The organism is Sphingobacterium athyrii, assembly GCF_003071065.1.
Classification (GTDB): domain Bacteria; phylum Bacteroidota; class Bacteroidia; order Sphingobacteriales; family Sphingobacteriaceae; genus Sphingobacterium; species Sphingobacterium athyrii.
Window position 1 is genome coordinate 44,317 of record NZ_QCXX01000010.1, and the last position, 22,268, is coordinate 66,584.

Below are 22,268 nucleotides of genomic sequence, written 5' to 3' on the forward strand. Positions count from 1 at the left end.
TATTTGCAATAAACTATAAACTAAGCTGAAGCTCTCATGTCATTTAACGCTAAATCGTTTAAATTTTTATTATTATTTGTATTCTTTCTACCGGTTGTAGTTTTTGCACAAACCGGTCAAATCAAAGCTATCCTGATCGATAGCAAAACATCCAAACCTATTTCGTCTGCCAGTGCTGCGCTTTTAGACGCGAGCAATAATAGTTACGTTAAAGGCGCGCAGTCAGTAGACCAGGGATTTCTTTTATTTACAGATATCAAACCCGGTAAATATAATGTCCGTATCAGTTATGTAGGCTACGAAACGCAGACCATTGAGGGGGTGGATGTGGTCGCATCGAAAAGCAAGGACCTCGGACGGGTTGGCTTAAATTCAACGGGTGAACTGCTGGATGAAGTTGTTGTTGAGGGGAAAGTTCCCGCGATGCAGATTGGTATTGACCGCAAAACCTTTAACGTGGGCGAGAGCTTGGTCAGTGCGGGTGGAACAGCAACAGATGTGTTAGCCAATGTACCGACGCTTCAGGTGGATCAAGATGGATCGGTGAGCCTGCGTGGATCCAGCAGTGTCAAGATTCTAATAGATGGCCGCGAGTCAGCACTCGCAGGAAACGATGTAACATCTTTGCTTCAGAGTCTTCCGGCTAATTCCATAGAAAAGGTTGAGGTCATCACCAATCCCTCATCTAAATATGACGCGGAAGGGCAGACGGGGATTATCAATATCGTCTTAAAGAAAAATATTCGAACAGGGCTGAATGGATCAGTTAACACATCTGCTGGCTCCTATGATAACTATATGGCCGGTCTTACCCTGAATTATCGAGATCGAAAATTCAATTACTTTGGGTCCTATAACTTCAACAAGCGTCATATGGTTGGGAGTGGGAAGACCGACAATCTCTTTTTGAGCGATACAACACGTAATTATAGCGAATCTGAATCGTCCAGGAAGGGAAATAGCCACACAGTAAAAGCCGGATTTGATTATAATATGTCTGATCGTACTTCATTGAGCTTTTCGGGTAATTTGAGCGTTCGAGATAATAAACGGATAGAGGATTTAGATTATCGGTTTTATAAAGAGACAGTAGAAACCGGAACAAGCGTTCGAAATTCGACTCAATTTGAAGATGATCTAGGGTATGAATTCAACGCCGATTTCAGGCATCAATTTAAGCGACAGGGGGAGGAATTGACGGCAAACGCAAGTTACGGTAGAGACAAGGAGGATGGCACGAATGATTTTCGTCAAAACTATACTGACGGTCGGAAAGAAACCGCACGAACAAATACGACCTCTGAAGATGGCAAGAATATCAATCTTCAGCTGGATTATGTGCTGCCATTTTCTGAGGTAAGCAAATTTGAGGCCGGCTACCGTTCTCAAATTAGGAAGTCTTTTGATACCCAATTTTCTTTATCACTTGATTCGGTAGGCGATTATGTACCGGATTATAGAATCAGTAATGATTTTGATTTTACCAGTGCTGTCCATGCAATTTATGCAAACTATCAAAATAAGCTGACGGATAAAATTGGCTATCAAATTGGATTACGGGGCGAACAATTTGAACTCAAATCCACTTATTTTTCCAAGGATCCCGATGCTGTGGAAAAAGAATCCAATGCAAAGCAGAACTTTTTTAGACTGTACCCGACCTTGTTTTTAACCTATGATGTAGACGATAACGGTGACAAAGTTCAGTTTAGTTACTCGCGTCGTGTGCAACGTGCCCGAGGTTGGCAGGTCAATCCGTTTCTAAATGTATCCGATGATTTGAATTACCGTCAGGGAAATCCAAACCTGAAACCAGAAGATGTACATAGTTTTGAAATGAGCTTCGCCAAAACTTTTGGAAAGGTCAATTTAATATCTTCGGCTTACTTCAATCATGCCAGTGAGGTTATACAGCCTTTTGTCTACAAAATAGAAGATGGAAGGACCTATAGTCGATGGGAAAACATGACGAGCCGTAATCTTTCAGGCTTTGAATTTATCTCAAAAGTCAATGCGACGAAGGATTTTGACTTTACATTTAATCTTAATTTGATTCACATTAAATATAATGCAAATCCGGACTACGATATAAAAGAGAGAAAGGATTTCGCTTATAATGCAAACTTAACTGCGAATTATCGCTTTACACCTACTTTCTCGGCTCAAATGAGAGGTGAGTATAATTCTTCACGCGTGATGGCTCAAGGGCAGATGAATGCAATGAAAGGAGTGGATATCGCATTGAAAAAGGATGTATTTAAAAAGAAAGCATCGATTATGCTGAATGTTAGAGATGTGTTTAATTCACGGAAAATGAATGGTGTGACAGAGACATCGCAACTTATATCAAATTTTGAACACCGTTGGATGAAGCGAATGGTCACTTTATCACTTTCTTATCGCTTTGGTAGTCAGTATTTAACCAGGTCTAAGAAGAAAGAAGCACAGACAAATGAAATAAACGGTGGCGGTGAGGAATATTAAAAAATATTCCTCTTTTTAAGCCCAAATACGTAATTTTAATTTTGAAACAAACCTAAAACTAAAAAGAATGAAGTTATTAAAAACAGTTCTTGCGGTATCGGTGATGGCATTTTCAGCGCATCTACATACTGCTGTAGCACAAGCAAAAAAAGAAGTACCTGCTTACAAAATTCTGGATTTGCCACGTGTGGATATCAAGAAATTCAAAAAGAATAAAGCCGGAGCATATGTTATTTTCGATGGTACGTCGATGGACGGTTGGAGAGGATATGATAAAACTGTCGTGCCTAAGAGATGGGTTATCAATGAAGGCGCAATTAAGTTTGATAGCCAGGCGAATGTTGGTAAAGATGAAGGCGGAGATCTGATTTTTGCGCATGATTTCAAAAATTTCGAGTTGGAAATGGAGTGGAAGGTTGCAAAGGGAGCAAATTCGGGAATTTTCTTCCTGGCGAAAGAAGTCGAAGGCCAGCCTATCTATATTTCATCACCGGAATGCCAGGTGCTTGACAACGAAAACCACCCGGATGCTAAAATGGGGGTTGACGGAAATCGCAAGTCTACGTCTTTATATGATATGATTCCTGCGAAACCACAAAATGGCAAACCTTATGGCGAATGGAATAAAGTGAAGATCCGTGTGAACAATGGTAAAGTGGAGCATTTCCAAAATGGTGTGAAAGTTGTTGAATACACCCTGTGGGACAAATCATGGATTGATCTACTGCAAAAAAGTAAATTTAGCCAAGAAAAATGGCCATTGGCTTTTGAGTTGTTGAGTCATGTAGGCGGCGAAAGTAAATCAGGATTGATCGGTCTTCAAGATCATGGAAATGACGTTTGGTTTAAAAATATAACTGTTAAAGTTTTAAAATAAAACCGTCACCCTCTTGTAAGTCATAACAATTGTAGTAGCTAACAGGAGGGGGCATTTCTGCCCAATAAAAACAGAAATTATATTATAAAAAAAGCAGCTTTAAAGCTGCTTTTTTTATAATATAGCTTGTAATTCTTTCAGATCGACGATCATGTGCGGGACATCTTCGGGCTTTTCCACACTATTCGGGTTAAAGAAGATTGCATCCATGCCAACATTCATTGCCCCGCGTATATCCGCATCGAGGTTATCACCAACCATCAGTGACTGTGGTGCCCGCGCGCCAGTCGTCTCCAGCGCAAATTGAAATATTCTCGGATCAGGTTTGTTTACCCCCACGACCTCAGAAATAAAGATATTTTTGAAATATTTATTCAAATTGCTTTTTTTCATTTTGGTCTCACAAGCTTCTTTAAAACCATTGGAGATTAGATGTAGGTTGTATTTTTCATCCAAGTAGGCTAAGGTTTCATGGGCATGGGGAAATAAATTCGTCTTTTGGGGACAAATAGCTAGGTATTCCAGTTCAAATTCTTCCGGAAATAATTCAGGATCTACGCCCAATGCTGTAAAGGTATCGGCGAATCTTGCCTTTCTTAATTCGGGTTTTGAAATTTTTCCATGATGGTATAATCCCCAAAGTCGATGATTGTTGACCGTATAAGTTTCAATGAAACGGGTGGGGGATTCCTTGTCAAACAAGCTGTCAAACTTGTATTTAAAATACAATTCGTGGAGACTTTCTTCAGCATTCTTGTCAAAATCCCAGATGGTATGATCTAGATCAAAGAAAATATCCTTTTTCTCACGATTAAACATATGCAAATATACGACCTCCGGGGAGATTTTATCTTATTGTGAATCGGCTAATTTTCTTCTTTGTGTCATAATCGTTGGGATATTTCCGAATGCCTTGGTGAATAGCTATTTTTGTTACATGAAGAAAGCGCTTTTACTCTTTTATTTCCTTTTGTTTTATGCGATCATGCAGTTGATCTGGTGGGGGGTGATGTTCATCCGGTTTGACCCAAGCAAAAAGAATATGATTATAGGCGAGGGTATTTTCTTTTTGATCATTTTTTTATGGGGTGCATGGCGGTTAAAGCGTCTTGTAGAGCGCGAGCAGAAACTGCTGCAACAACAGCAGAATTTCCTTTTGGCCATCACGCATGAGTTGAAATCTCCTTTAGCATCAGTGAAGCTTTATATTCAGACTATTTTACGACGGGATCTGGACAAGGAACAGCAACAGACTTTTTTAAGAAATTCATTAAAAGATATTGAACGATTGGACGATCTGGTGGAGAATGTATTGATGACAACGAAGTTGGACAGCCGCAATTACAGCATGCCCAAAGAAGATTTTAATTTTACTTCTCTAGTGGAGCAAATTGTCGACCGGCTTCAAAAAAATTCATGCAGCTCGCAGGTATTGAAACCTTATCTGGAATCGGATATTATTATCCATGGTGACAAATTTGCGATAAGTAATGTTGTGACAAACCTCATAGAGAACGCTATTAAATATTCACCGGCTTGCGCTATGGTGGATGTAAAATTATATACAGAGAGCAATAAAATAATTTTTTCTGTTGCTGACCACGGTATTGGTATCAGTGATGAAGAGAAAAAACTTATCTTTAATAAGTTTTATCGCGTGGGAAGTGAAGCAACACGGAAAACCAAAGGTACTGGTTTGGGGTTATATATCGTGAAAACCGTGTTGCAGAAGCACGACGCGACCATTAAAGTTAAAGATAACACTCCTAAAGGGAGTATTTTTGAAGTAACATTTGAAAGAAATGCAAAGTAAACAAAGAATATTACTTGTCGAAGACGAAGAACACTTGTTAGAAGCTATCAAGTTGAACCTCGAAATGGAAGGTTACCGTGTCACTACGGCTACTGACGGAAAAAAAGCATTGAAAGTTTTTAAGGAAGAACGTTTCAATCTCGTAGTTCTGGACGTTATGATTCCTGAAATTGACGGATTTCAAGTTGCTGAAACAATTCGACTACAGAATACCGAGGTTCCGATCATGTTTTTGACTGCCAAGAACAGTAGCGAAGACCGGATCACGGGGCTCAAAAAAGGGGCTGATGATTATCTGGTAAAACCTTTTAACCTGGAAGAGTTGATTCTTCGTGTTGGAAATTTGGTCCGTCGTGGAATGAAACCGGATGATTTAAAAGAATTGAATTCTTATCAAATAGGTGATAAAACCATCTATTTTAATTCTTATGAATTGCATCACGCAGATGGAACGATTACCTCTCTGACGAAAAAAGAAACAATGCTATTGAAGCTGTTGATCGAACGTCGTAATGAAGCGGTTTCCCGTGAGCAGATTTTAGAAACTGTATGGAATTATGACGTCTATCCTTCGACGCGTACCATTGACAATTTCATTTTGACATTCCGGAAATATTTTGAGCCTGATCAAAAACACCCGATCTATTTCCATTCTATCCGAGGAGTTGGTTATAAGTTTACCGACAATAACGCATAGCAAATAAAAGATGATGACAATTAAGGCTAGAATAGCCGTTATTTTTATTGCTGCGTTACTTTTGGGCTATGGTTTATACCAGGGGCATTATCAGACAGCTGTCTTGCTGGCTGGTGGAATTGGTTATCTAATTTGGAGCCATTTCCGGGAGGGGTCAGTTTTCTTGGCAACACAAGCTTTTCATAGACAGGACTATGAAAAGACAAAAAGCTTGCTGTCCCAAATAAAAAATCCAGATACCCTTCGTAAAGGGCGGCGTAATTTCTATGAATTTATGATGGGAAATATTGCCTTAAAAGAAGAACGTATCGATGAGGCTGAATATCATTTTCAGCTCGCTTCCCGTCTACCCTGGAAAAAAGATAATGAAAAAGGTATGGTAATGATCAATCTGGCCAATATTGCACTGCGTAAGACAGATTATGAAAGAGCAAGGGCATATACAGATGTGGCCAACAAATTGCATTTAACTGCAAGACAGGTTAGTATTATTACAAAAATAGAAAACGAAATTTCAAAACATTTATAGTGATTAGTACTTTACAAAACGATTTATTGATTAGAGCTGCATTCTCGCAGCAAACGGAGAGACCTCCGGTGTGGATGATGCGTCAGGCTGGACGCTTTATGAAAGAATACTGGGATATCAAAAACAAGTATTCTTTTCTCGAAATGTGCAAAACACCAGAGATTGCAGCGGATGTAACGATGTTGCCTGTGGATTTGTTGGGAATAGATGCAGCAATCTTGTTTTCGGATATTTTGGTTACAGCAGAAGCAATGGGTGGAGATCTGTCATTTGAACAAGGTGTAGGTCCTCGTTTTTCTAATCCAATTCGTTCTGTCAAAGAGGCAGAAGCATTATCAGTTGACTGTTTGGATAAACTGCAATATGTAGCTGATGCCATAAAAGTAATTCAGCAACGTCTTGATAATCGTATCCCATTGATCGGTTTTGCGGGAGCACCTTTTACCATTTTAAGTTATTTGGTGGAAGGCGGTTCGTCAAAAGACTTTAAATTGACGAAGTTGATGTTAAACAATCAACCTGAGTTGGCGCATACGATCCTTCAAAAGATTGCCGATGTGACTGTAGCCTATCTTAACATGCAGATCGAGGCAGGTGTAAATGCAATCCAATTGTTTGATAGCTGGGCATTGGCCTTGTCCTGGAATGATTACCGTGATTTTTCACATTATTACAACAAACAGATTATCTCCAAGCTGAACCGCAAGGATATTCCGGTAATCTCTTTCTGTAAGGGATCATCTGTCTTTGCTCCGATGATGGTAGAGGCGCAGCCAGATGTGGTTTCTATCGATTGGAATGCGGATCTAAAAAATATAAAGCAGTCTTTGCCTCAAGGGATAGCAGTTCAAGGAAATTTAGATCCTTTTGTCTTATATGCTGAAAAACCTGTGATCAAAAAGAAAATTATAGAATTATTTGAACGTATGCGCGGAGAGCATGGTTTTATATTCAATTTGGGACATGGTATTATGCCTGATATTCCTTTTGACAATGTAAAATACGCAATCGAGGTGGTGAAAGAATTTCGCTATTAAATCTTCAGTTGCCATTATCCGGAGAACGGATTTTATCCATACCGATAAAAAACAAAAGAAGACTTGCCATAACTGGCAGGTCTTTTTTTTGAACAGGAGATGGCAGCTGCAAGTAGTTAAAAGTAAGATTTTTATTGTTTTATAATGCATTGAAATGTGGCTTACAGCAGGTTTGGTGAAAATTCGTGCAAAATATGTTAAGATGAGCACACTTACTTTTTTTGTAAATGTTGTTTTATTTTATAGCTTAGTCGCAAAACCTAATAAATGAGTAAAAATACCTTGATGGATGGATTGCTGATTAATGAAGAAGCGCTAGAGGAAGTGTTTCATCATTATTTTGACGAGCTTTGCCGCTTCTTGGGGTATTATACACGTGATGTGCAGTTAGTGGAGGACTGTTTACAGGATGTGTTTGTTAAACTATGGGAAGATCGGGATCAAATCCATATTTTTCATGTCAAGACCTATCTTTATAGGGCAGCGCGTAATCGTGTGCTCAATGCCCTACGCAATGAAAGTGCACGTACTGCTCATTTGGAACGTTGGTTTAAAGAAGAAATGATCCGTCAGGAGGCAGAGGAGTGTGTCAATATGGAGGAATTTTCCCTTGTTTATCAGGAAGCTATTGGCAAATTGCCTGAGAAATGTAAAATCGTTTATCAATACTGTAAGGAAGAACAAAAGACTTATCAGCAGGCCGCTCAAGAACTGCAAATATCCATCAAGACCGTCGAAAATCAGATGTCCATTGCGTCTAAAAAAATACGGGCACATATACTTGAACGCTATCAAATACTTTATCCAGATTCGATTCTACTGGTTTTAGCGATGTGTGGTACAGGCCTTTCCACCCTCGTTTAAATATTTTTGAAAAAAATACAAAATCTTTTAGGGGTTTTCTCCGCTCTAGGTGTCTATTTGTCGTAAACCCAAAATAATGAATAGCAGTTATAAGCCGTCACTGGAGCAATTAGTTCGATATCTAAGAAAAGAGAGTGATGTAAAGGAAAATGCAGCGATTGTAGCTTGGCTTGATTCAGGTGAACAAAATCGTCATTATCTTTTGCAGCTGGAAAACGAATGGATACATCTCAAAGAACCACCTTTGGTCATAGATAGGGCAGATCGTCCGGGGATATGGAACAAAATCCAAGATCGTATCCAACCGGTGGTTAAAACCGTTGTCTTTGACCGCAATCGTTTTTGGTGGCTGGTCAGTGCTGCGGCAATTCTTATTTTTCTGTCCGGTACATTGGGAACGTATTTTATTCAGCGTAATATTTTAATGAATAAATCTTCGCAGGAGCATACAGTTGTTTATACGGCGTTGGGACAAAAGTCACAAGTTGTATTGCCAGACGGTTCAAAAGCTTGGTTAAATGCGGGAACAAAGATAACCTATTCGCATGCTTTTAATCAATATGATCGCAAGATTACACTCGAAGGTGAGGCATTTTTTGATGTGGTAAAAAAAGAAAATATGCCTTTCACCGTGCAGACTTCCCATTTGGATGTTGTGGTGAAAGGAACTGCTTTCGATGTTTCAGCCTATGCGGATGATGCGAAGATAGAGGTATCCCTGCTGCGTGGAAAAGTTGCGATAAAAGATAAAAAAGGACAATTGATAGGAGAATTAAAACCTAATGATTGGATCCAACTGGATAAACGGACTGGTCGGTATACGCAAATACGACAATTGGACGCGGTACAATATAGCACATGGAAATCAGAAGAACTTGTTTTTGAGAACGAACCTTTGGAAAGTGTTCTTAAGAAATTGGAACGTTGGTATGGTGTGCAAATTAACTGGAGCGGAGCTAAAGCCGATAGACGTTACACCTTCAAAGTGAAAACTGAAAGTTTACGAGAAATTTTGGAATTGATCAATGTCATTACACCAATCCAATACACAATAGCAGGCAAATCTGTAGCTATAGTTTCAAAAAAACGATAACCAAAAATTGATGATGTAAACTACTTAAAACAAAATATACCATAAATTATGAAAAAGAAACCTATTCTGATGAGTCTTTTACTCCTCAGCCAGACCTTCTTTGCGGTAAACGCACAGCAGATATCAGGCAAAAAGGAGTCTTCAAATCTTAAGTCACTTATCGAGATTGTTGAAAAAAAGTATGGTTATTCATTTATGTTCAGTAATTCGGATGTAGATGTCAAGACCCCACTTTTCTATGATAGTCAGGCAAGCAGCTTGGAAGCTCTGTTGAAAGATGCGCTACAAGAGAGCTCGATTACATACGACATTACGGGGAAACGGATTTTATTAAAACGTAAGGCTGCAAACAAACAGCAAACGGGGCAAGTAAAAGGGACTGTTGTAAATGAAAAAGGTGAACCACTACCAGGTGTGAGTATACATGCTTCGGGCAGTGGAAAGACCGTCGCTACAGATCTTTCAGGTACTTTTTCTCTAGAAGTCAATGCGAAGGACTTACTGCAGGTGAGCTATGTCGGGTATCAAAACCAGCAAATTAATGTTCAGCCTGGAAAAGAGATCAACATCTCTTTAAACAGTGGAAACAGAGAGCTTGATGAAGTTGTTGTGATCGGATATGGTACGTTAAAGAAATCGGACGTTACGGGTGCAATAGCGAGTATCAATACAAAAGATCTGGCAAAACGCGCGACGACAAACCCAGCTGAGGCGTTACAAGGGGTGGCTGCCGGTGTTAATGTGCAGAAAAATAGCGGTATTGCTGGGGCGGGAGTGCAGGTCAAGATCCGTGGAGTCAATACCTTCGGCAGTAATGAACCACTGTATATCATAGATGGTTTCCCAGGTACAATCAGTAATGTCAACCCCAATGATATTGAGAGCATGGAGGTACTCAAAGATGGTGCCGCAGCCGCAATATATGGCTCTGTGGCTGCCAATGGTGTTGTTATCGTCACAACGAAAGCCGGTAAAGCCGGAAAAATTCTGGTAGACATCAATAGCTTTACGAATGTAACCGAAACATCCAATAGACTAAAAGTACTCGATGCTGACGGTTATGTAAAAGTGCACCGTCAAATGTATGACGAATACAATAAGTATGCTACGACGCCAGTCAAACTCCCTGACTACATCAACAAGCCGGGTACCAATAATACCGATTGGCAAGAGGAGGTGTTCCGTACCGGACTTTCTACAGCGAATAGTGTCGCCATCAGGGGCGGGCAAGACAATACCCGCTATTCCCTGTCCGCGAATTTAAGTAATGACAAAGGTGTCGTTATCGCGAACGATTTCAAAAAGGAAAATGTCCGTATGAAATTGGGAACCAAGAAAAATATCTTTACCGTGGAAGGGAATATGGCCTACACGAATTCGAAATATCATGGTCCCAACTTTAGTCTAAAAGAAGCCTATATGATTTCGCCTTTGGTACCAGTGTATGACTCCGCGGAAAAAGGTGGTTTTGGTTTGACAAATTGGGGTGGTATTCCCAATAATGTCAATGTGGTTGCCGACGAGCATTATAAAACGAGTTGGACAAAAAAACAGGATTTCGCCGGAAATGCTTTTGTTAGTGCAGATATTATGAAAGGTTTAACCTTTAAAACAAGTTATGCCTTTAACGCGATTAATACACAGAACTATTTCCATTATCCACCATTTGCTTCTGATGAAAAGAATCCTTATGAATTTCCTTTTTATTCCGAAGGGCGTAGCTATTGGCAGGAGCAGGTCTTTGATAATCTCCTGAACTATAAAACAGAATTTGGAAAACATAGCTTAAACGCGCTTTTGGGTAGTTCGTTGAATATGCAGGAATCCAATTGGAATAATGTAGGGGTAGAAGGCAAAAAGATTGTCTATTCTGTTGAAAATGGAGGACTAGTGACTAAAGAAAGCGCAGAAGGGTTTCTAGATCCAAATTTTATGACGATCAGTTCGGGACAAGGTGGAACATTCTCCGCAGATGGTTCTAAATATGACTATAATCGTATGTCTATCTTTGGACGGGTCAATTACTCGTATGCTGATCGTTACCTTGTACAGTTAACCTTACGTCGTGATGGCTCATCTAAATTTGGAAAGGATAGTCGATATGGAAGTTTTCCTTCAATTGCATTGGGCTGGAAGATCGATGAGGAATCATTCTTCCCGAAGGAATCTTTTGTGTCTAATCTGAAATTAAGGGGAAGCTGGGGGAAACTGGGAAATGAGGTCGCATTGGGATACTACGACCACCAAGCGTTGATCAGTACCTACAATAATTTATACATGGGTTATGTACGCGGAAGTGGAAATCCTTGGCCCGGTAGTACCGCAATGGGACTTGAGAATCGCCTGTTGAGTTGGGAGACAACGGAATCAAAAAATATAGGCGCAGACTTCGGCCTGTTCAACAACCTGTTGAAAGGTTCGGTAAATTACTTTATTAAGACCACCAATGATCTTTTGATCACTAAGAAAGTAGCTCCTTCTGCGGGTTTGGAAGATCCGACATTAAATGTCGGAAAGATCCGAAATTCAGGTTTTGAGCTTGAACTCAAATATGCAAATCGGAAGAATGCGTTTCAATATGATATTGGATTAAACTTGTCAACTTTAAAAAATAAAGTGGTGAGCCTCGCTAACGAGGACCAAATCCTTTTGGGGAACGGTTTAAAATTCGATACGGAGCATTTTCCGAACCAGACCCGTGTAGGTTACCCTATTGGAGGATTCTTCCTTTACCAAACCGATGGTATCTTTCAGAGCATGGAAGAGGTGGATAAACATGTCAACAAGGAAGGTAAATTACTACAGGAGAATGCCAAACCGGGCGATATCCGTTTTGTCGATGTTGATGGCAATGGTGTAATTGATGATGAAGACAAAAAATATAGTGGCACGGGGATTCCCAAGTTGGAGGTGGGGCTGAACCTTGGAGCCTCTTATAAGGGATTTGATTTTTCGGCACTGATCGGAAGCGGTTGGGGACATAAACTCTATAACGGGAATAGGTACTTTTTTGAAGCCATGAGTTCTGGATCAAACTTTTTGAGCAGTACATTAAATGCATGGACAGAAAACAACCGTAATACGGATGTTCCGCGTGCTGTATTACAAGATCCAAATGGAAACAGCCGTGAGTCCACACGCTTTTTGGAATCAGGTAACTTTATTAGACTACGTCAGCTGCAGATTGGGTATACTTTGCCTAAAAATTTATTGCACGCGATCCGTTCAGAAAATCTACGGTTTTATATCAGTGGACAGAATATATATACCTGGACAAAATACAAAGGAATTGATCCTGAGTTTGCGCCATCTGGAGTTAACAATAAATCCAGCGTGTTAAATACAGGGGTAGATCGTTATATTTTTCCATTTACCAAGTCCTATTCCTTTGGAGTTCAATTTACATTTTAAGACTTGGTTATCTATTGTATCATAATTAAAGAAACTAGAAGATGAAAAAGAATAGAATAAATTATAAATGGATTCTTTGTATCGCTTGTGCACTAAGCACGACATTTTCCTGCAGCGATAAATTGGACTTAACATCACCGGATAAACTCACTTCAGATAACTTCTGGCGTAATGCCGAGGATGCTGAGTCTGGACTTTCTGCTGCCTATTCACAGTTGGAAGCCGCAACGGATGTATGGGAATTTGCAGAGGTAAAATTCCCGGTGGAGGCCTATCGCGAAGACGTGTGTGAAATTGGTAGTGATGCATTGAATTATCAAACCTGGGTGGAACTCTATAATTTTAGCTATACCAATGGTAATAGCCAGTTTACGGCATATTGGAGTAAAGCCTATCGTGGAATTTCATACGCAAATCAAGTGATTGAGAAGACCGCGCCGATTGAAATGGACGCAAATAAGAAAAATCAGATTATTGCTGAAGCAAAGTTCTTGCGCGCCTATTATCATTTAAAACTCTTGCTCAACTGGGAGAAGATTGTCGTCCGCGATCAATATATCACCAGTGAAGGAAAGATTAACAAGGCTTTGTCTACACGTGATGAGGCGTGGGCTTTTATTATCGGGGATCTGGAGGCTGCGGTCGGCAATTTGCCTGTGAAACAGGAGGCAGCCAATGTTGGTCGAGCTACCCGAGGGGCGGCGAATGCTTACCTTGGCTACAGTTATTTAACCTCAGCATATGAAAATACAGCCAAAAAGGACGAGCTTCTCGGGAAAGCCGAACAGGCCTTTAAAGCAGTATCTGGATATAGCCTAGAAAAGGATTTTCTGTCGATGTTTGACGGTACCAATAAAAATAGTGCTGAATCTATTTTTGAACTTCAATTTACCGATAATACCGCTAACGGCGCAAGTTACCGTACTGCTCTGCATAAGTGGATCGCTGTAGGGGAGCTGGGCGGTTGGGATGAAATCTTACCGAGCAAGATGCTCTTAAACGAATTTAAAAAGGAGGGTAAGATCGCTACAACGGGACGTTATGACTCACGTATGTACCAGACTGTATTCTGTAATGATCCTTACTTTAATGATTTGAAGAATGGGGGAGTTTATGGCTTTACCTACGATGAAATATTTGGGGCTGGATCTGACCGGGCAAGTTTCAGAAAGTATTTGCCACGAACAGCAGCGGATTTAGATAAGTCCCGCACAGCAGTCAATCTTCCATTGATGCGCTATGCTGATGTTTTATTATTATTGGCTGAAACCTTAAATGAACGTAATCGTCCTGCGGATGCCATCCCTTTGATCAATCAGGTACGCCAAAGGGCCGATATGCCGGCACTCCCTTTGAATTTGTCTGTTACCGAAGTCAAAAAACGTATTGAACATGAGCGTATCGTGGAGTTTGCCTTGGAAAATACCCGATTCTATGATATGAGAAGATGGGGGAAAGCGAAAGAAGCATTACAAGCCATCGGGCGGAATAGTTTTGATCCGGCTAAGCACAACTTTTATCCTGTCCCATTATTGGAGATCAAGTCAAATGATAAAATTAATTAAAGCGCATGTTTACCGTTTTTTTTATCATGCTTTTAGGTGTAGGAATAGGGATAGGACTTCGGTCCTTTCCTATTCTTAAACATACAGGTATTCTTGTCCGATTGGTCATATTTGTCTTATTGTTTCTTTTGGGACGAGAGGTCGGACAAAATCCAAAAATAGTAGACAATTTGGATACATTGGGGTTGCAAGCTATACTGATCACATTGGCCGGGGTCGCTGGGAGCGTTCTTTGCTCATGGTTAATTTATCGTTTATTCTTTAGCAAACATGAAAGGTAGTTTGATCATTCTCGCATTTTTTATCGTGGGTGTTTTTGTCGGTTTCAAGGGAATTATTCCAGCCGAATTGTTGAAAGAAGAATGGAATACTTATGTCCTCTATGCACTGATGTTGTTGGTCGGAGTTACCATTGGGTATGATAGGGAACTCTTGGTATCTCTCCGAAAAGTTAATTTAAGCATCGTACTCGTTCCCCTGGCAACTATCGTTGGAACATTGTTAGGTACGTTTATCATCAGTTTCTTTATCCGGGACTGGAATGCTGCTGAAAGCATGGCGGTGGGATCTGGATTTGGTTACTACTCTTTATCAAGTATTTTTATTACACAATATAAGGGTGTCACATTAGGAACCATAGCGTTGATGTCGAATTTGATGCGTGAACTATTGGCGCTATTAATGGCTCCATTAGCTCGAAAATGGTTTGGCCCATTGGCACCGATTTCTATTGCCGGAGCCACAAGTATGGATACTGCATTACCCGTTATCACACAATATTCCGGCAAACAATATGTTCTCGTTGCGATCATCCATGGTATTTTGATTGATCTCAGTGTACCCTTTTTAGTTACTTTTTTTTGTTATTTATGAGAAATAAGATCAAAACCTTGTGGGTTACAATTAGCTTTTGTTTGATTTTGATGGGATGTAATACGGTCAAGTCTCCTAAAATGGATAGCTATGGTGGATTGTTAAGGGTCGAGCAGCAACCAGAAGGTTCCACTCGCCGAACAAATCCCTTTTATACTGACCGCGGGGCTTGGATCGGATTTGGCATTCACGAAAATAAGAACGTGACCGGTTTTTGTGGACCCTATGATCTGGATGGACGGACCTGGTTAAGTAGTGCATTGCTGCAGATTGGAACAGCTCCGACAGGAGAACTAAATCTCCTGAGCCGTGACAGCAGCTGTTATTATCCGGATCGCCTGTGGATGCGTTTGCGGGGAAAGGATATGGAAGTAGAACAAACCTTAAAACAGGTCTCATCAACAACAGCCATATTGCATATTAAAAACAGATCATCAAAGGTACTATGGATATATGGCAATCTCAATCAGGGGAAATGGACACTGGTAGGCAATACCCTGTGGTCTAAACTTCCAAATGGAGAACTTCTTTTACTGTCTTTTAAGGCTGGTGTGAAGCTAAACTGTGATCAGGGAAAATATGAAGCTTGTTTAGAAAAAGCAGATACAGAGATTGTCCTGACCCATTATGCCAACCCGATCACTTTAGAAAAAGCACTTGTGGCGGTAGAAGCTGTGCTTGAGCAAAGCAGGACTTTGAGCGTACAACATACAGCACGCTGGGCGAATTATATCAGCTCAAATACTCGTCGGGAACTGTCCATGCAGGAACATCGCATTATGGTAAAAAGTATAATGACGCTGATGAGCAATTGGCGGAGTGCAAAAAAGGAATTAAAACATGATGGTGTGGTCCCGTCCCATGTAGCCGACTACTTTGTTGGATTTTGGGCCTGGGATTCATGGAAGCATGCCGTTGCATTGGCGCAGATAGATCCCGCTTTGGCGAAAGATCAGGTTCGCGCTATGTTTGACTTTCAGGATAGCGTCGGGATGATTGCCGATTGTATCTACACGGACCATCGCGAAAATAATTACCGTGATTCCAAACCGCCATTGGCTGCCTGGGCCGTTAATGCGATCTATGAAGCCGATCATGACCTATCGTTTGTACGGGAAATGTATGATAAACTGGTCTTGTACCATCAATGGTGGTTCCGTTACCGGGATCACAATAAAAATGGTATTTGTGAGTACGGAGCCACAGATGGAACATTGGAAGCTGCTAAGTGGGAAAGTGGTATGGACAACGCTATTCGGTACGACAGTACCCAGATGTTATGGAATGAAGAAGGTGCCTGGAGCATGAATCAAGAGTCTGTGGAGCTCAGTGCTTATCTCGAGCTGGAACGAAAATATCTGCTGCATTTTGCGGAATTGCTCAGTGTGCCATTTCGGGGGAAAAAAGAACCCTACCTTGCCATGGACTACTTCTTCGATCAAGAGCAAGGGTATTATTTTGACCGCAAACTGGATGGAGCGCTTATCCCTTGTTTTGGTCCCGAAGGTTGGTCACCATTGTGGACTGGTTTAGCTACGGTGCCGCAAGCTGAAGCTGTAATTCGAGTGATGCAGGATACGGCTAAATTTGCCTCCTTTGTACCTTTTCCTACTGCGGCTCTAGACAACGCCAAATTCATGGATAGAGGATACTGGCGCGGGCCTATTTGGTTGGATCAAGTCTATTTTGCCGTTTCTGGTTTAAGGAAATACGGTTATCAAAAGGAAGCCGATCTGTATACCAAACAGGTCTTTGAGCGACTGGAGGGATTATCCGATAATGGGCCAATTCATGAAAACTATGAGGCACGCACGGGTAAAAGACTCAAAGCACCCCATTTTAGCTGGTCTGCTGCTCACTTATTTTTGTTATATAAGGAACTGAAAACTCCTCAGCAGAAAAAATAGATAGGTTGAAAATAGTCGAGATAACAACACTTCGGATCTGGTAAGTTGTACGATCTATGCCGAATTTGAAGCGTTGTTTATTTAATATGCATTACTGAAAACTATAGTTATGTAATAGAGATGGACTTTTGTCTTTTTGTATACTATATGTAAGATTTATCTAATTGAAGCCTAGTTTTATTGATTGCCCCTAACTTTTCTTATTTTTGTATCCATGGTCTATTTATACGCAAAAGCAGTTCATATTATCTTTGTGGTTTGTTGGATGGCTGGATTATTTTATATTGTTCGCTTATTCATTTACCATACCGAAGCTAAATCCAAATCTGCAGAAGAGTATGGGGTTTTGCATAAACAGTTTATACTGATGGAGAGTAAATTGTGGTGGATCATCACGACACCTGCCATGTATCTCACCATTGTGGCTGCCCTCGTTATGCTATATATTAATCCGGGATTGTTGACCATGGGCTGGATGCATGTTAAGCTTACTTTTGTATTAGGGCTGATCCTTTATCATTTCGCTTGCCAACGTATTATGTTTCAGTTAAAAGGGGAATCATCGACGTGGTCCTCGACCAAATTGCGCCTTTGGAATGAGCTGGCGACCGTCTTATTATTCGCAATCGTATTTACCGTTGTATTAAAGTCTGCTCTCAATTGGATATTTGGTGTCCTCGGACTTTTAATATTGTCGATCTCCTTAATGATGGCTGTGAAGCTCTACAAAAAGTTCAGAAATAAAAGTAATTCGAACAAAACGTTAAATTCTTAGTTTTCTTAATCCTTTTCTATTCTCGTTAGTCGAACGATTATAAATTGAAAAAGGAATATGTACAAGAGACTTTTGACCGTGATCATGTTGCTTGCTATTGCAACTGGAGGATTCGCCCAACGTTATAGACCTTATGGCGGAACATTAAATATTTATTCGACCGATGTTCCCTTCTTTCTTTATATCAATAATGTTTTGTACAATAATAGACCGTCGATTGACCTTCGTGTGCCAAATTTGCAAAACCCGAGATATAATTTGCGTATCGTATTTGCAAACAGACAGCAGAGAACTTTAAACGGAAGAGGTGTGCAGCTCGTCAACCGAAAAGGTCAATATATGGATGTTGTATTTTCAGTAAGCAGCCGTGGGGGGAATCGAGGGATTGTACTGGAATCCATGCATCCTGTAGGTCGATATAATGATAATTATCGTAACGGGGATAGCTACGATGATGATAACGACGATGATGGTGATTACAATGAGGATAGATACGATCGGGATCAACAACAAGACGAGCGATATGGCCAGTCTGAGGATGATAGAAGTAATAATCAACAATATCAGGAAGATCCGATCGACAATACTGGTTATCAGGATAAAAACGATGCGAACCAGTTGAATGATCTGCTCAATCAAAAGGAAAATGATCAGGATCGTTTGCAGGTCGCTGCGCAGGAATTGAAAAATAGACGATTGCGCAGTTCAGAAATCATAGACCTCATGGAATTATTTATAAGAGACGACAACAAATTGGCTTTTGCTAAATATGCCTATCCAAGCTGTATGGACAAAGAGAATTACGATAAGGTAGGCGATGCATTGTCATTTAGTTCAACTCGGGAAAAATTGACAGCATTTATTAAAACTCAGCGTTAACTGAGAACTAAGGGGCTATTTGTGTCAAATTTCCAAACAACAATGGATTTTGTGTCATAAGCAGCCCCTTTTAGATGAGTATATCGTATTTATTCGGCGAAACAGATGTACTTCAATTCCATATATTCATCGAGTCCATGTTTTGATCCCTCACGACCGACGCCAGATTGTTTTACCCCACCAAATGGGGCTGCTGCATTTGATATTAATCCCGTGTTAACGCCTACCATGCCCGCCTCCAATTGTTCGGCAACACGGAAACAACGATTGATATTGGTACTGTAGAAATAGGAGGCAAGACCAAATTCAGTGTGATTGGCCATGGCGATACCATCTTCTTCTGTTTTGAAACTGAATAATGCGCAGACTGGACCGAAAGTTTCCTCATGGAATATTAGGGCCTCTTTAGGAATATTGGTCACTACAGTTGGCTGGAAGAAGAGGTCTTTGATCACATTACCTCCTGTAGCCAGTTCTGCTCCATGCTTTAGAGCATCTTGGACGTGATGCTGTACTTTTTCCAAACCTTTGGCATTGATCAAAGGTCCAACTTGAACCCCCTTGTCTAAGCCGTTGCCCACCTTTAGTTGACTTACAGCTTGAGTGAGCTTTGTGGCGAAAGCATCGTATACATCTTCCTGGACCAAAAAACGGTTTATTGAGACGCAGGTTTGTCCGGAATTACGGAACTTACCGGCGATAGCACCTTCAACGGCGGCATCAATATCTGCGTCATTAAAAACAAGAAAAGGTGCATTTCCTCCGAGTTCCATGGAGACTTTCTTAATGTTTGAGGCGGACTGTTCGATCAATGTCCTGCCGACTTCAGTAGACCCCGTAAAAGAGAGTTTTCTGACCAGATCGTTGGTGGCAAGTTCCTTTCCGATACCAGCGCTGTCCTTTCCGGTAATGACGTTAAAAACACCTTTTGGCAAACCTGCTTCTTCGGCCAGTTTGACTAATGCGATTGCAGATAAAGGCGTTTGGGACGCAGGTTTGAGTACTACAGTACAACCTGCAACGAGTGCCGGAGCGACCTTTCGGGTGATCATGGCCAAAGGGAAATTCCATGGTGTAATCGCAGCAACGACACCAACTCCCTGTCGGATTGTCATCATTCGTGTGCCTTTTTTCTGAACGGGGATAGTCTCGCCATAGGCCCTCTTACCTTCTTCGGCAAACCACTCAACAAATGAATTCCCGTAATCTACTTCTACTTTCGATTCATTGAGCGGTTTTCCACTCTCTAGTGTCATAATTTCAGCAAGCAGGTCTTTATTTTGTTGAATAAGATTATACCAATTGCGAACAATAGTACATCGTTCCGAAGTTGTCGTGTTTTTCCAGCTTTTCCAGGCTTTATCAGCAGCCTGTATGGCTTTTGTGCAATCTGCAACCTTTAAATCAGGTAAGGCTGCGATTGTTTTTCCAGTGGCGGGGTTGACGACATCAAACGTATTTTTTGATGTGATGAATTTTCCGTTTATATAGGCTTTGTCAATTAAGAGTGGGTTTTTCATTGAATTCATTATTTTTTGTTAAGGCATCGCTTTTACATGTGCCCCTTACTTATTTATTCTTGTGGACATATCATCCTGGCCTGCCTGTTAAAGCAGCTGCTGTTGGAACAAAATTCTTATGCTATTGTTTCGTAAACAAACGATTTTATGGGAAGCCTATCTAGACGAATTTTTTTCGTTGTTGCTCATTGGGAACCGTACAATACTTATTTGTGCCAAACCATTTGTAGCGATTTTTTGCAAAGTAATCATAACCTGCGTCACGCCATTTTTTTGGCAGTATTTTTAAAAAATAGACGATTGAATAGGGAAGGCCTAATGTTTTGCAGATATTCAATATCGCCTCGCTTTTAATATAACTACCTGTAGGTGATAAATAAATGATGGAATCTATATTTTTTGGAATCACATTTAAACTATTTTTAGCGAAGTCAGACTGTAAGGAACTAAACAGAAACCTATTATTGGTATCTATTTTCAATAGAATTTGAACAAAACGATTACAAACTAAGCAATCACCGTCAAAAAAGATGATATGTTTCCCTTGCGTATCCATTAGTATAAAGTTACGTCAATTTCCCGAAAGTACTGCCATGATAACATCACATCTTTCATAAAAAAAGCGGTGTTTTTTCCTAGAAAAACACCGCTTTTTGAAATTCTTTTCGATCTTTATTATAAGTTCTTCATAATGGTATGACCCATACGATCCCTTTTTGTTTTCAGATATTCCTCATTGTAGGGGTTCGCTGTTATTTCAATTGGAACGTTTTCTACAATTTCTAAACCATAACCAACCAATCCTGCACGTTTTGTTGGGTTATTGGACATCAGACGCATTTTAGTTACCCCGAGGTTTCGCAGGATCTGTGCTCCTACACCATAGTCTCTCAAATCAGCTTTAAATCCAAGTTGTACATTGGCATCAACAGTATCCAATCCATTTTCTTGCAATTTGTAAGCATGCAATTTATTGATTAGTCCAATACCACGGCCTTCCTGATTCATATAAACAATCACTCCTTTTCCTTCTTCTTGGATCATTTCCATTGCCTTGTGAAGTTGAGGTCCACAGTCACAACGGCAAGAGCCAAAAATGTCGCCTGTCACACAAGAACTATGAACACGGACAAGAATAGGTTCATCTTCGTTCCATTCTCCTTTATAAAGAGCAAGATGTTGTTCACCAGTATCTTTTTGTGTAAAAGCTTTCATTTGAAAATCACCATATTGCGTAGGCATATTGACCGTTACTTCTTCATTGATCAATGAATCGTGTTTTAAGCGGTATTCAATAAGGTCCTCAATACTGATAATTTTTAGATCAAATTTTTTGGCAACTTCCATTAATTCTGGCAGTCTTGCCATTTCACCATCTTCTTTTAAGATTTCGACTAATACACCTGCTGGTTCAAAACCCGCCAAACGAGCAAGGTCAACAGTTGCTTCGGTATGTCCTGTACGGCGCAATACACCACCGTCTTTAGCAATCAATGGAAAGATATGTCCCGGTCTGCCCAACTCTTCGTAGTGAATATTTGGGTCGATCATTGCCTTGATGGTCTTTGAACGATCAGATGCTGAGATCCCTGTTGTACAGCCATATCCTTGTAAGTCAATAGAAACGGTGAAATTAGTCTCGTAAATGGCTGTATTTTGCCCCACCATAAGGTCAAGATGTAAAGCATCAGCTCTTTCTTTGGTAATAGGAGCACATACTAAACCCCGGCCATGGGTTGCCATAAAGTTGATAATTTCGGGAGTTGCGTTGCGGGCGGCGGTGACGAAATCACCTTCATTTTCACGATCTTCGTCATCTACGACGATAACTACTTTTCCTGCCTGTATATCAGCGATCGCTTCTTCGATCGTGTTTAATTTGAATTCCATTTATTGTTAAATTGTATTGATACAAAGTTAGTGTAGAATCTAATTTTATTTATA

At 40.4% G+C, this 22,268-nt stretch carries 19 protein-coding genes; 15 read left to right on the forward strand and 4 right to left on the reverse strand.

All coding sequences use genetic code 11. From position 1 onward, the window contains the following. Positions 1 to 36 precede the first annotated feature (36 nt). Positions 37 to 2,484 carry a TonB-dependent receptor gene (locus tag DCO56_RS26475; protein ID WP_108636709.1) on the forward strand — a complete coding sequence of 816 codons (2,448 nt, stop codon included), beginning with the start codon at positions 37 to 39 and terminating at the stop codon, positions 2,482 to 2,484. A 67-nt stretch (positions 2,485 to 2,551) separates the two neighbouring features. Next, the gene (locus DCO56_RS26480; RefSeq protein WP_108636710.1) at positions 2,552 to 3,361 is read left to right on the forward strand and encodes a 3-keto-disaccharide hydrolase; all 810 of its coding nucleotides are present in this window, start codon (positions 2,552 to 2,554) and stop codon (positions 3,359 to 3,361) included. A 114-nt stretch (positions 3,362 to 3,475) separates the two neighbouring features. On the opposite strand, the gene DCO56_RS26485 is transcribed toward DCO56_RS26480, so the two are convergent. Continuing rightward, positions 3,476 to 4,180: a YjjG family noncanonical pyrimidine nucleotidase gene (locus DCO56_RS26485; RefSeq protein ID WP_108636711.1), complete on the reverse strand. Its 705-nt coding sequence runs from the start codon at positions 4,178 to 4,180 to the stop codon at positions 3,476 to 3,478. Positions 4,181 to 4,298: 118 nt separating this feature from the next. Between DCO56_RS26485 and DCO56_RS26490 the strand changes: the two genes are divergently transcribed. The 13 genes from DCO56_RS26490 (at position 4,299) to DCO56_RS26550 (ending at position 18,804) form a co-directional block, all read left to right on the forward strand. After that, the gene (locus DCO56_RS26490) at positions 4,299 to 5,174 is read left to right on the forward strand and encodes a sensor histidine kinase (protein WP_104385725.1); all 876 of its coding nucleotides are present in this window, start codon (positions 4,299 to 4,301) and stop codon (positions 5,172 to 5,174) included. Then, positions 5,164 to 5,871, forward strand: coding sequence for a response regulator transcription factor (locus tag DCO56_RS26495; protein WP_070563139.1), 708 nt, complete (start codon positions 5,164 to 5,166; stop codon positions 5,869 to 5,871). Before DCO56_RS26490 ends, DCO56_RS26495 begins: the two co-directional genes overlap by 11 nt. A gap of 10 nt (positions 5,872 to 5,881) precedes the next feature. Further along, positions 5,882 to 6,400, forward strand: a complete 519-nt coding sequence (locus DCO56_RS26500) for a hypothetical protein (protein ID WP_241254845.1) — start codon at positions 5,882 to 5,884, stop codon at positions 6,398 to 6,400. Then, on the forward strand, positions 6,400 to 7,437 hold the full coding sequence (gene hemE / locus DCO56_RS26505) for a uroporphyrinogen decarboxylase (RefSeq protein ID WP_108636712.1): 1,038 nt from the start codon (positions 6,400 to 6,402) through the stop codon (positions 7,435 to 7,437). The genes DCO56_RS26500 and hemE overlap by 1 nt, the downstream gene beginning before the upstream one ends. A gap of 267 nt (positions 7,438 to 7,704) precedes the next feature. Beyond that, complete coding sequence (locus tag DCO56_RS26510; protein WP_108636713.1) at positions 7,705 to 8,301, forward strand: RNA polymerase sigma-70 factor; 597 nt, start codon at positions 7,705 to 7,707, stop codon at positions 8,299 to 8,301. A gap of 76 nt (positions 8,302 to 8,377) precedes the next feature. Then, positions 8,378 to 9,394, forward strand: a complete 1,017-nt coding sequence (locus DCO56_RS26515; RefSeq protein WP_108636714.1) for a FecR domain-containing protein — start codon at positions 8,378 to 8,380, stop codon at positions 9,392 to 9,394. Positions 9,395 to 9,442: 48 nt separating this feature from the next. Next, complete coding sequence (locus DCO56_RS26520; RefSeq protein ID WP_108636715.1) at positions 9,443 to 12,805, forward strand: SusC/RagA family TonB-linked outer membrane protein; 3,363 nt, start codon at positions 9,443 to 9,445, stop codon at positions 12,803 to 12,805. Positions 12,806 to 12,846: 41 nt separating this feature from the next. Next, a complete protein-coding gene (locus tag DCO56_RS26525) occupies positions 12,847 to 14,370 on the forward strand; it encodes a RagB/SusD family nutrient uptake outer membrane protein (protein WP_108636716.1) in 1,524 nt (507 codons plus the stop codon). A gap of 26 nt (positions 14,371 to 14,396) precedes the next feature. Continuing rightward, positions 14,397 to 14,651, forward strand: coding sequence for a LysO family transporter (locus DCO56_RS30145; RefSeq protein WP_425444085.1), 255 nt, complete (start codon positions 14,397 to 14,399; stop codon positions 14,649 to 14,651). Next, positions 14,641 to 15,243, forward strand: coding sequence for a LysO family transporter (locus tag DCO56_RS26535; RefSeq protein ID WP_108636718.1), 603 nt, complete (start codon positions 14,641 to 14,643; stop codon positions 15,241 to 15,243). Before DCO56_RS30145 ends, DCO56_RS26535 begins: the two co-directional genes overlap by 11 nt. 50 nt (positions 15,244 to 15,293) lie before the next feature. Then, positions 15,294 to 17,150, forward strand: a complete 1,857-nt coding sequence (locus DCO56_RS26540) for an MGH1-like glycoside hydrolase domain-containing protein (RefSeq protein ID WP_181390687.1) — start codon at positions 15,294 to 15,296, stop codon at positions 17,148 to 17,150. A gap of 214 nt (positions 17,151 to 17,364) precedes the next feature. After that, entirely contained in the window at positions 17,365 to 17,925 is a 561-nt protein-coding gene (locus tag DCO56_RS26545; protein ID WP_108636720.1) for a CopD family protein, read from the forward strand. Positions 17,926 to 17,982: 57 nt separating this feature from the next. After that, positions 17,983 to 18,804: a proline and serine-rich protein 1 family protein gene (locus tag DCO56_RS26550; protein WP_108636721.1), complete on the forward strand. Its 822-nt coding sequence runs from the start codon at positions 17,983 to 17,985 to the stop codon at positions 18,802 to 18,804. An 89-nt stretch (positions 18,805 to 18,893) separates the two neighbouring features. Here the strand turns inward: DCO56_RS26550 and DCO56_RS26555 are convergent, their stop codons facing one another. From DCO56_RS26555 to DCO56_RS26565, 3 genes are all read right to left on the reverse strand, one after another. After that, positions 18,894 to 20,324, reverse strand: a complete 1,431-nt coding sequence (locus DCO56_RS26555; protein WP_108636722.1) for an NAD-dependent succinate-semialdehyde dehydrogenase — start codon at positions 20,322 to 20,324, stop codon at positions 18,894 to 18,896. A 160-nt stretch (positions 20,325 to 20,484) separates the two neighbouring features. Beyond that, on the reverse strand, positions 20,485 to 20,880 hold the full coding sequence (locus DCO56_RS26560; RefSeq protein WP_108636723.1) for a thiol-disulfide oxidoreductase DCC family protein: 396 nt from the start codon (positions 20,878 to 20,880) through the stop codon (positions 20,485 to 20,487). A 119-nt stretch (positions 20,881 to 20,999) separates the two neighbouring features. Further along, a complete protein-coding gene (locus DCO56_RS26565; RefSeq protein WP_108636724.1) occupies positions 21,000 to 22,214 on the reverse strand; it encodes a bifunctional 3,4-dihydroxy-2-butanone-4-phosphate synthase/GTP cyclohydrolase II in 1,215 nt (404 codons plus the stop codon). Between the last annotated feature and the right edge of the window lie 54 nt (positions 22,215 to 22,268).

What these genes read in the sequence shown, in the direction of transcription:
- DCO56_RS26515 (WP_108636714.1), top strand. Translation starts at nt 8,378, where the DNA reads ATGAATAGCAGTTATAAGCCGTCACTGGAGCAATTAGTTCGATATCTA.
- DCO56_RS26520 (WP_108636715.1), top strand. Translation starts at nt 9,443, where the DNA reads ATGAAAAAGAAACCTATTCTGATGAGTCTTTTACTCCTCAGCCAGACC.
- DCO56_RS26475 (WP_108636709.1), top strand. Translation starts at nt 37, where the DNA reads ATGTCATTTAACGCTAAATCGTTTAAATTTTTATTATTATTTGTATTC.
- DCO56_RS26495 (WP_070563139.1), top strand. Translation starts at nt 5,164, where the DNA reads ATGCAAAGTAAACAAAGAATATTACTTGTCGAAGACGAAGAACACTTG.
- DCO56_RS26545 (WP_108636720.1), top strand. Translation starts at nt 17,365, where the DNA reads ATGGTCTATTTATACGCAAAAGCAGTTCATATTATCTTTGTGGTTTGT.
- DCO56_RS26480 (WP_108636710.1), top strand. Translation starts at nt 2,552, where the DNA reads ATGAAGTTATTAAAAACAGTTCTTGCGGTATCGGTGATGGCATTTTCA.
- DCO56_RS30145 (WP_425444085.1), top strand. Translation starts at nt 14,397, where the DNA reads ATGCTTTTAGGTGTAGGAATAGGGATAGGACTTCGGTCCTTTCCTATT.
- DCO56_RS26565 (WP_108636724.1), bottom strand. Translation starts at nt 22,214, where the DNA reads ATGGAATTCAAATTAAACACGATCGAAGAAGCGATCGCTGATATACAG.
- DCO56_RS26500 (WP_241254845.1), top strand. Translation starts at nt 5,882, where the DNA reads ATGATGACAATTAAGGCTAGAATAGCCGTTATTTTTATTGCTGCGTTA.
- DCO56_RS26485 (WP_108636711.1), bottom strand. Translation starts at nt 4,180, where the DNA reads ATGTTTAATCGTGAGAAAAAGGATATTTTCTTTGATCTAGATCATACC.
- DCO56_RS26540 (WP_181390687.1), top strand. Translation starts at nt 15,294, where the DNA reads ATGGGATGTAATACGGTCAAGTCTCCTAAAATGGATAGCTATGGTGGA.
- DCO56_RS26510 (WP_108636713.1), top strand. Translation starts at nt 7,705, where the DNA reads ATGAGTAAAAATACCTTGATGGATGGATTGCTGATTAATGAAGAAGCG.
- DCO56_RS26560 (WP_108636723.1), bottom strand. Translation starts at nt 20,880, where the DNA reads ATGGATACGCAAGGGAAACATATCATCTTTTTTGACGGTGATTGCTTA.
- DCO56_RS26490 (WP_104385725.1), top strand. Translation starts at nt 4,299, where the DNA reads ATGAAGAAAGCGCTTTTACTCTTTTATTTCCTTTTGTTTTATGCGATC.
- DCO56_RS26535 (WP_108636718.1), top strand. Translation starts at nt 14,641, where the DNA reads ATGAAAGGTAGTTTGATCATTCTCGCATTTTTTATCGTGGGTGTTTTT.
- DCO56_RS26550 (WP_108636721.1), top strand. Translation starts at nt 17,983, where the DNA reads ATGTACAAGAGACTTTTGACCGTGATCATGTTGCTTGCTATTGCAACT.
- DCO56_RS26525 (WP_108636716.1), top strand. Translation starts at nt 12,847, where the DNA reads ATGAAAAAGAATAGAATAAATTATAAATGGATTCTTTGTATCGCTTGT.
- DCO56_RS26555 (WP_108636722.1), bottom strand. Translation starts at nt 20,324, where the DNA reads ATGAAAAACCCACTCTTAATTGACAAAGCCTATATAAACGGAAAATTC.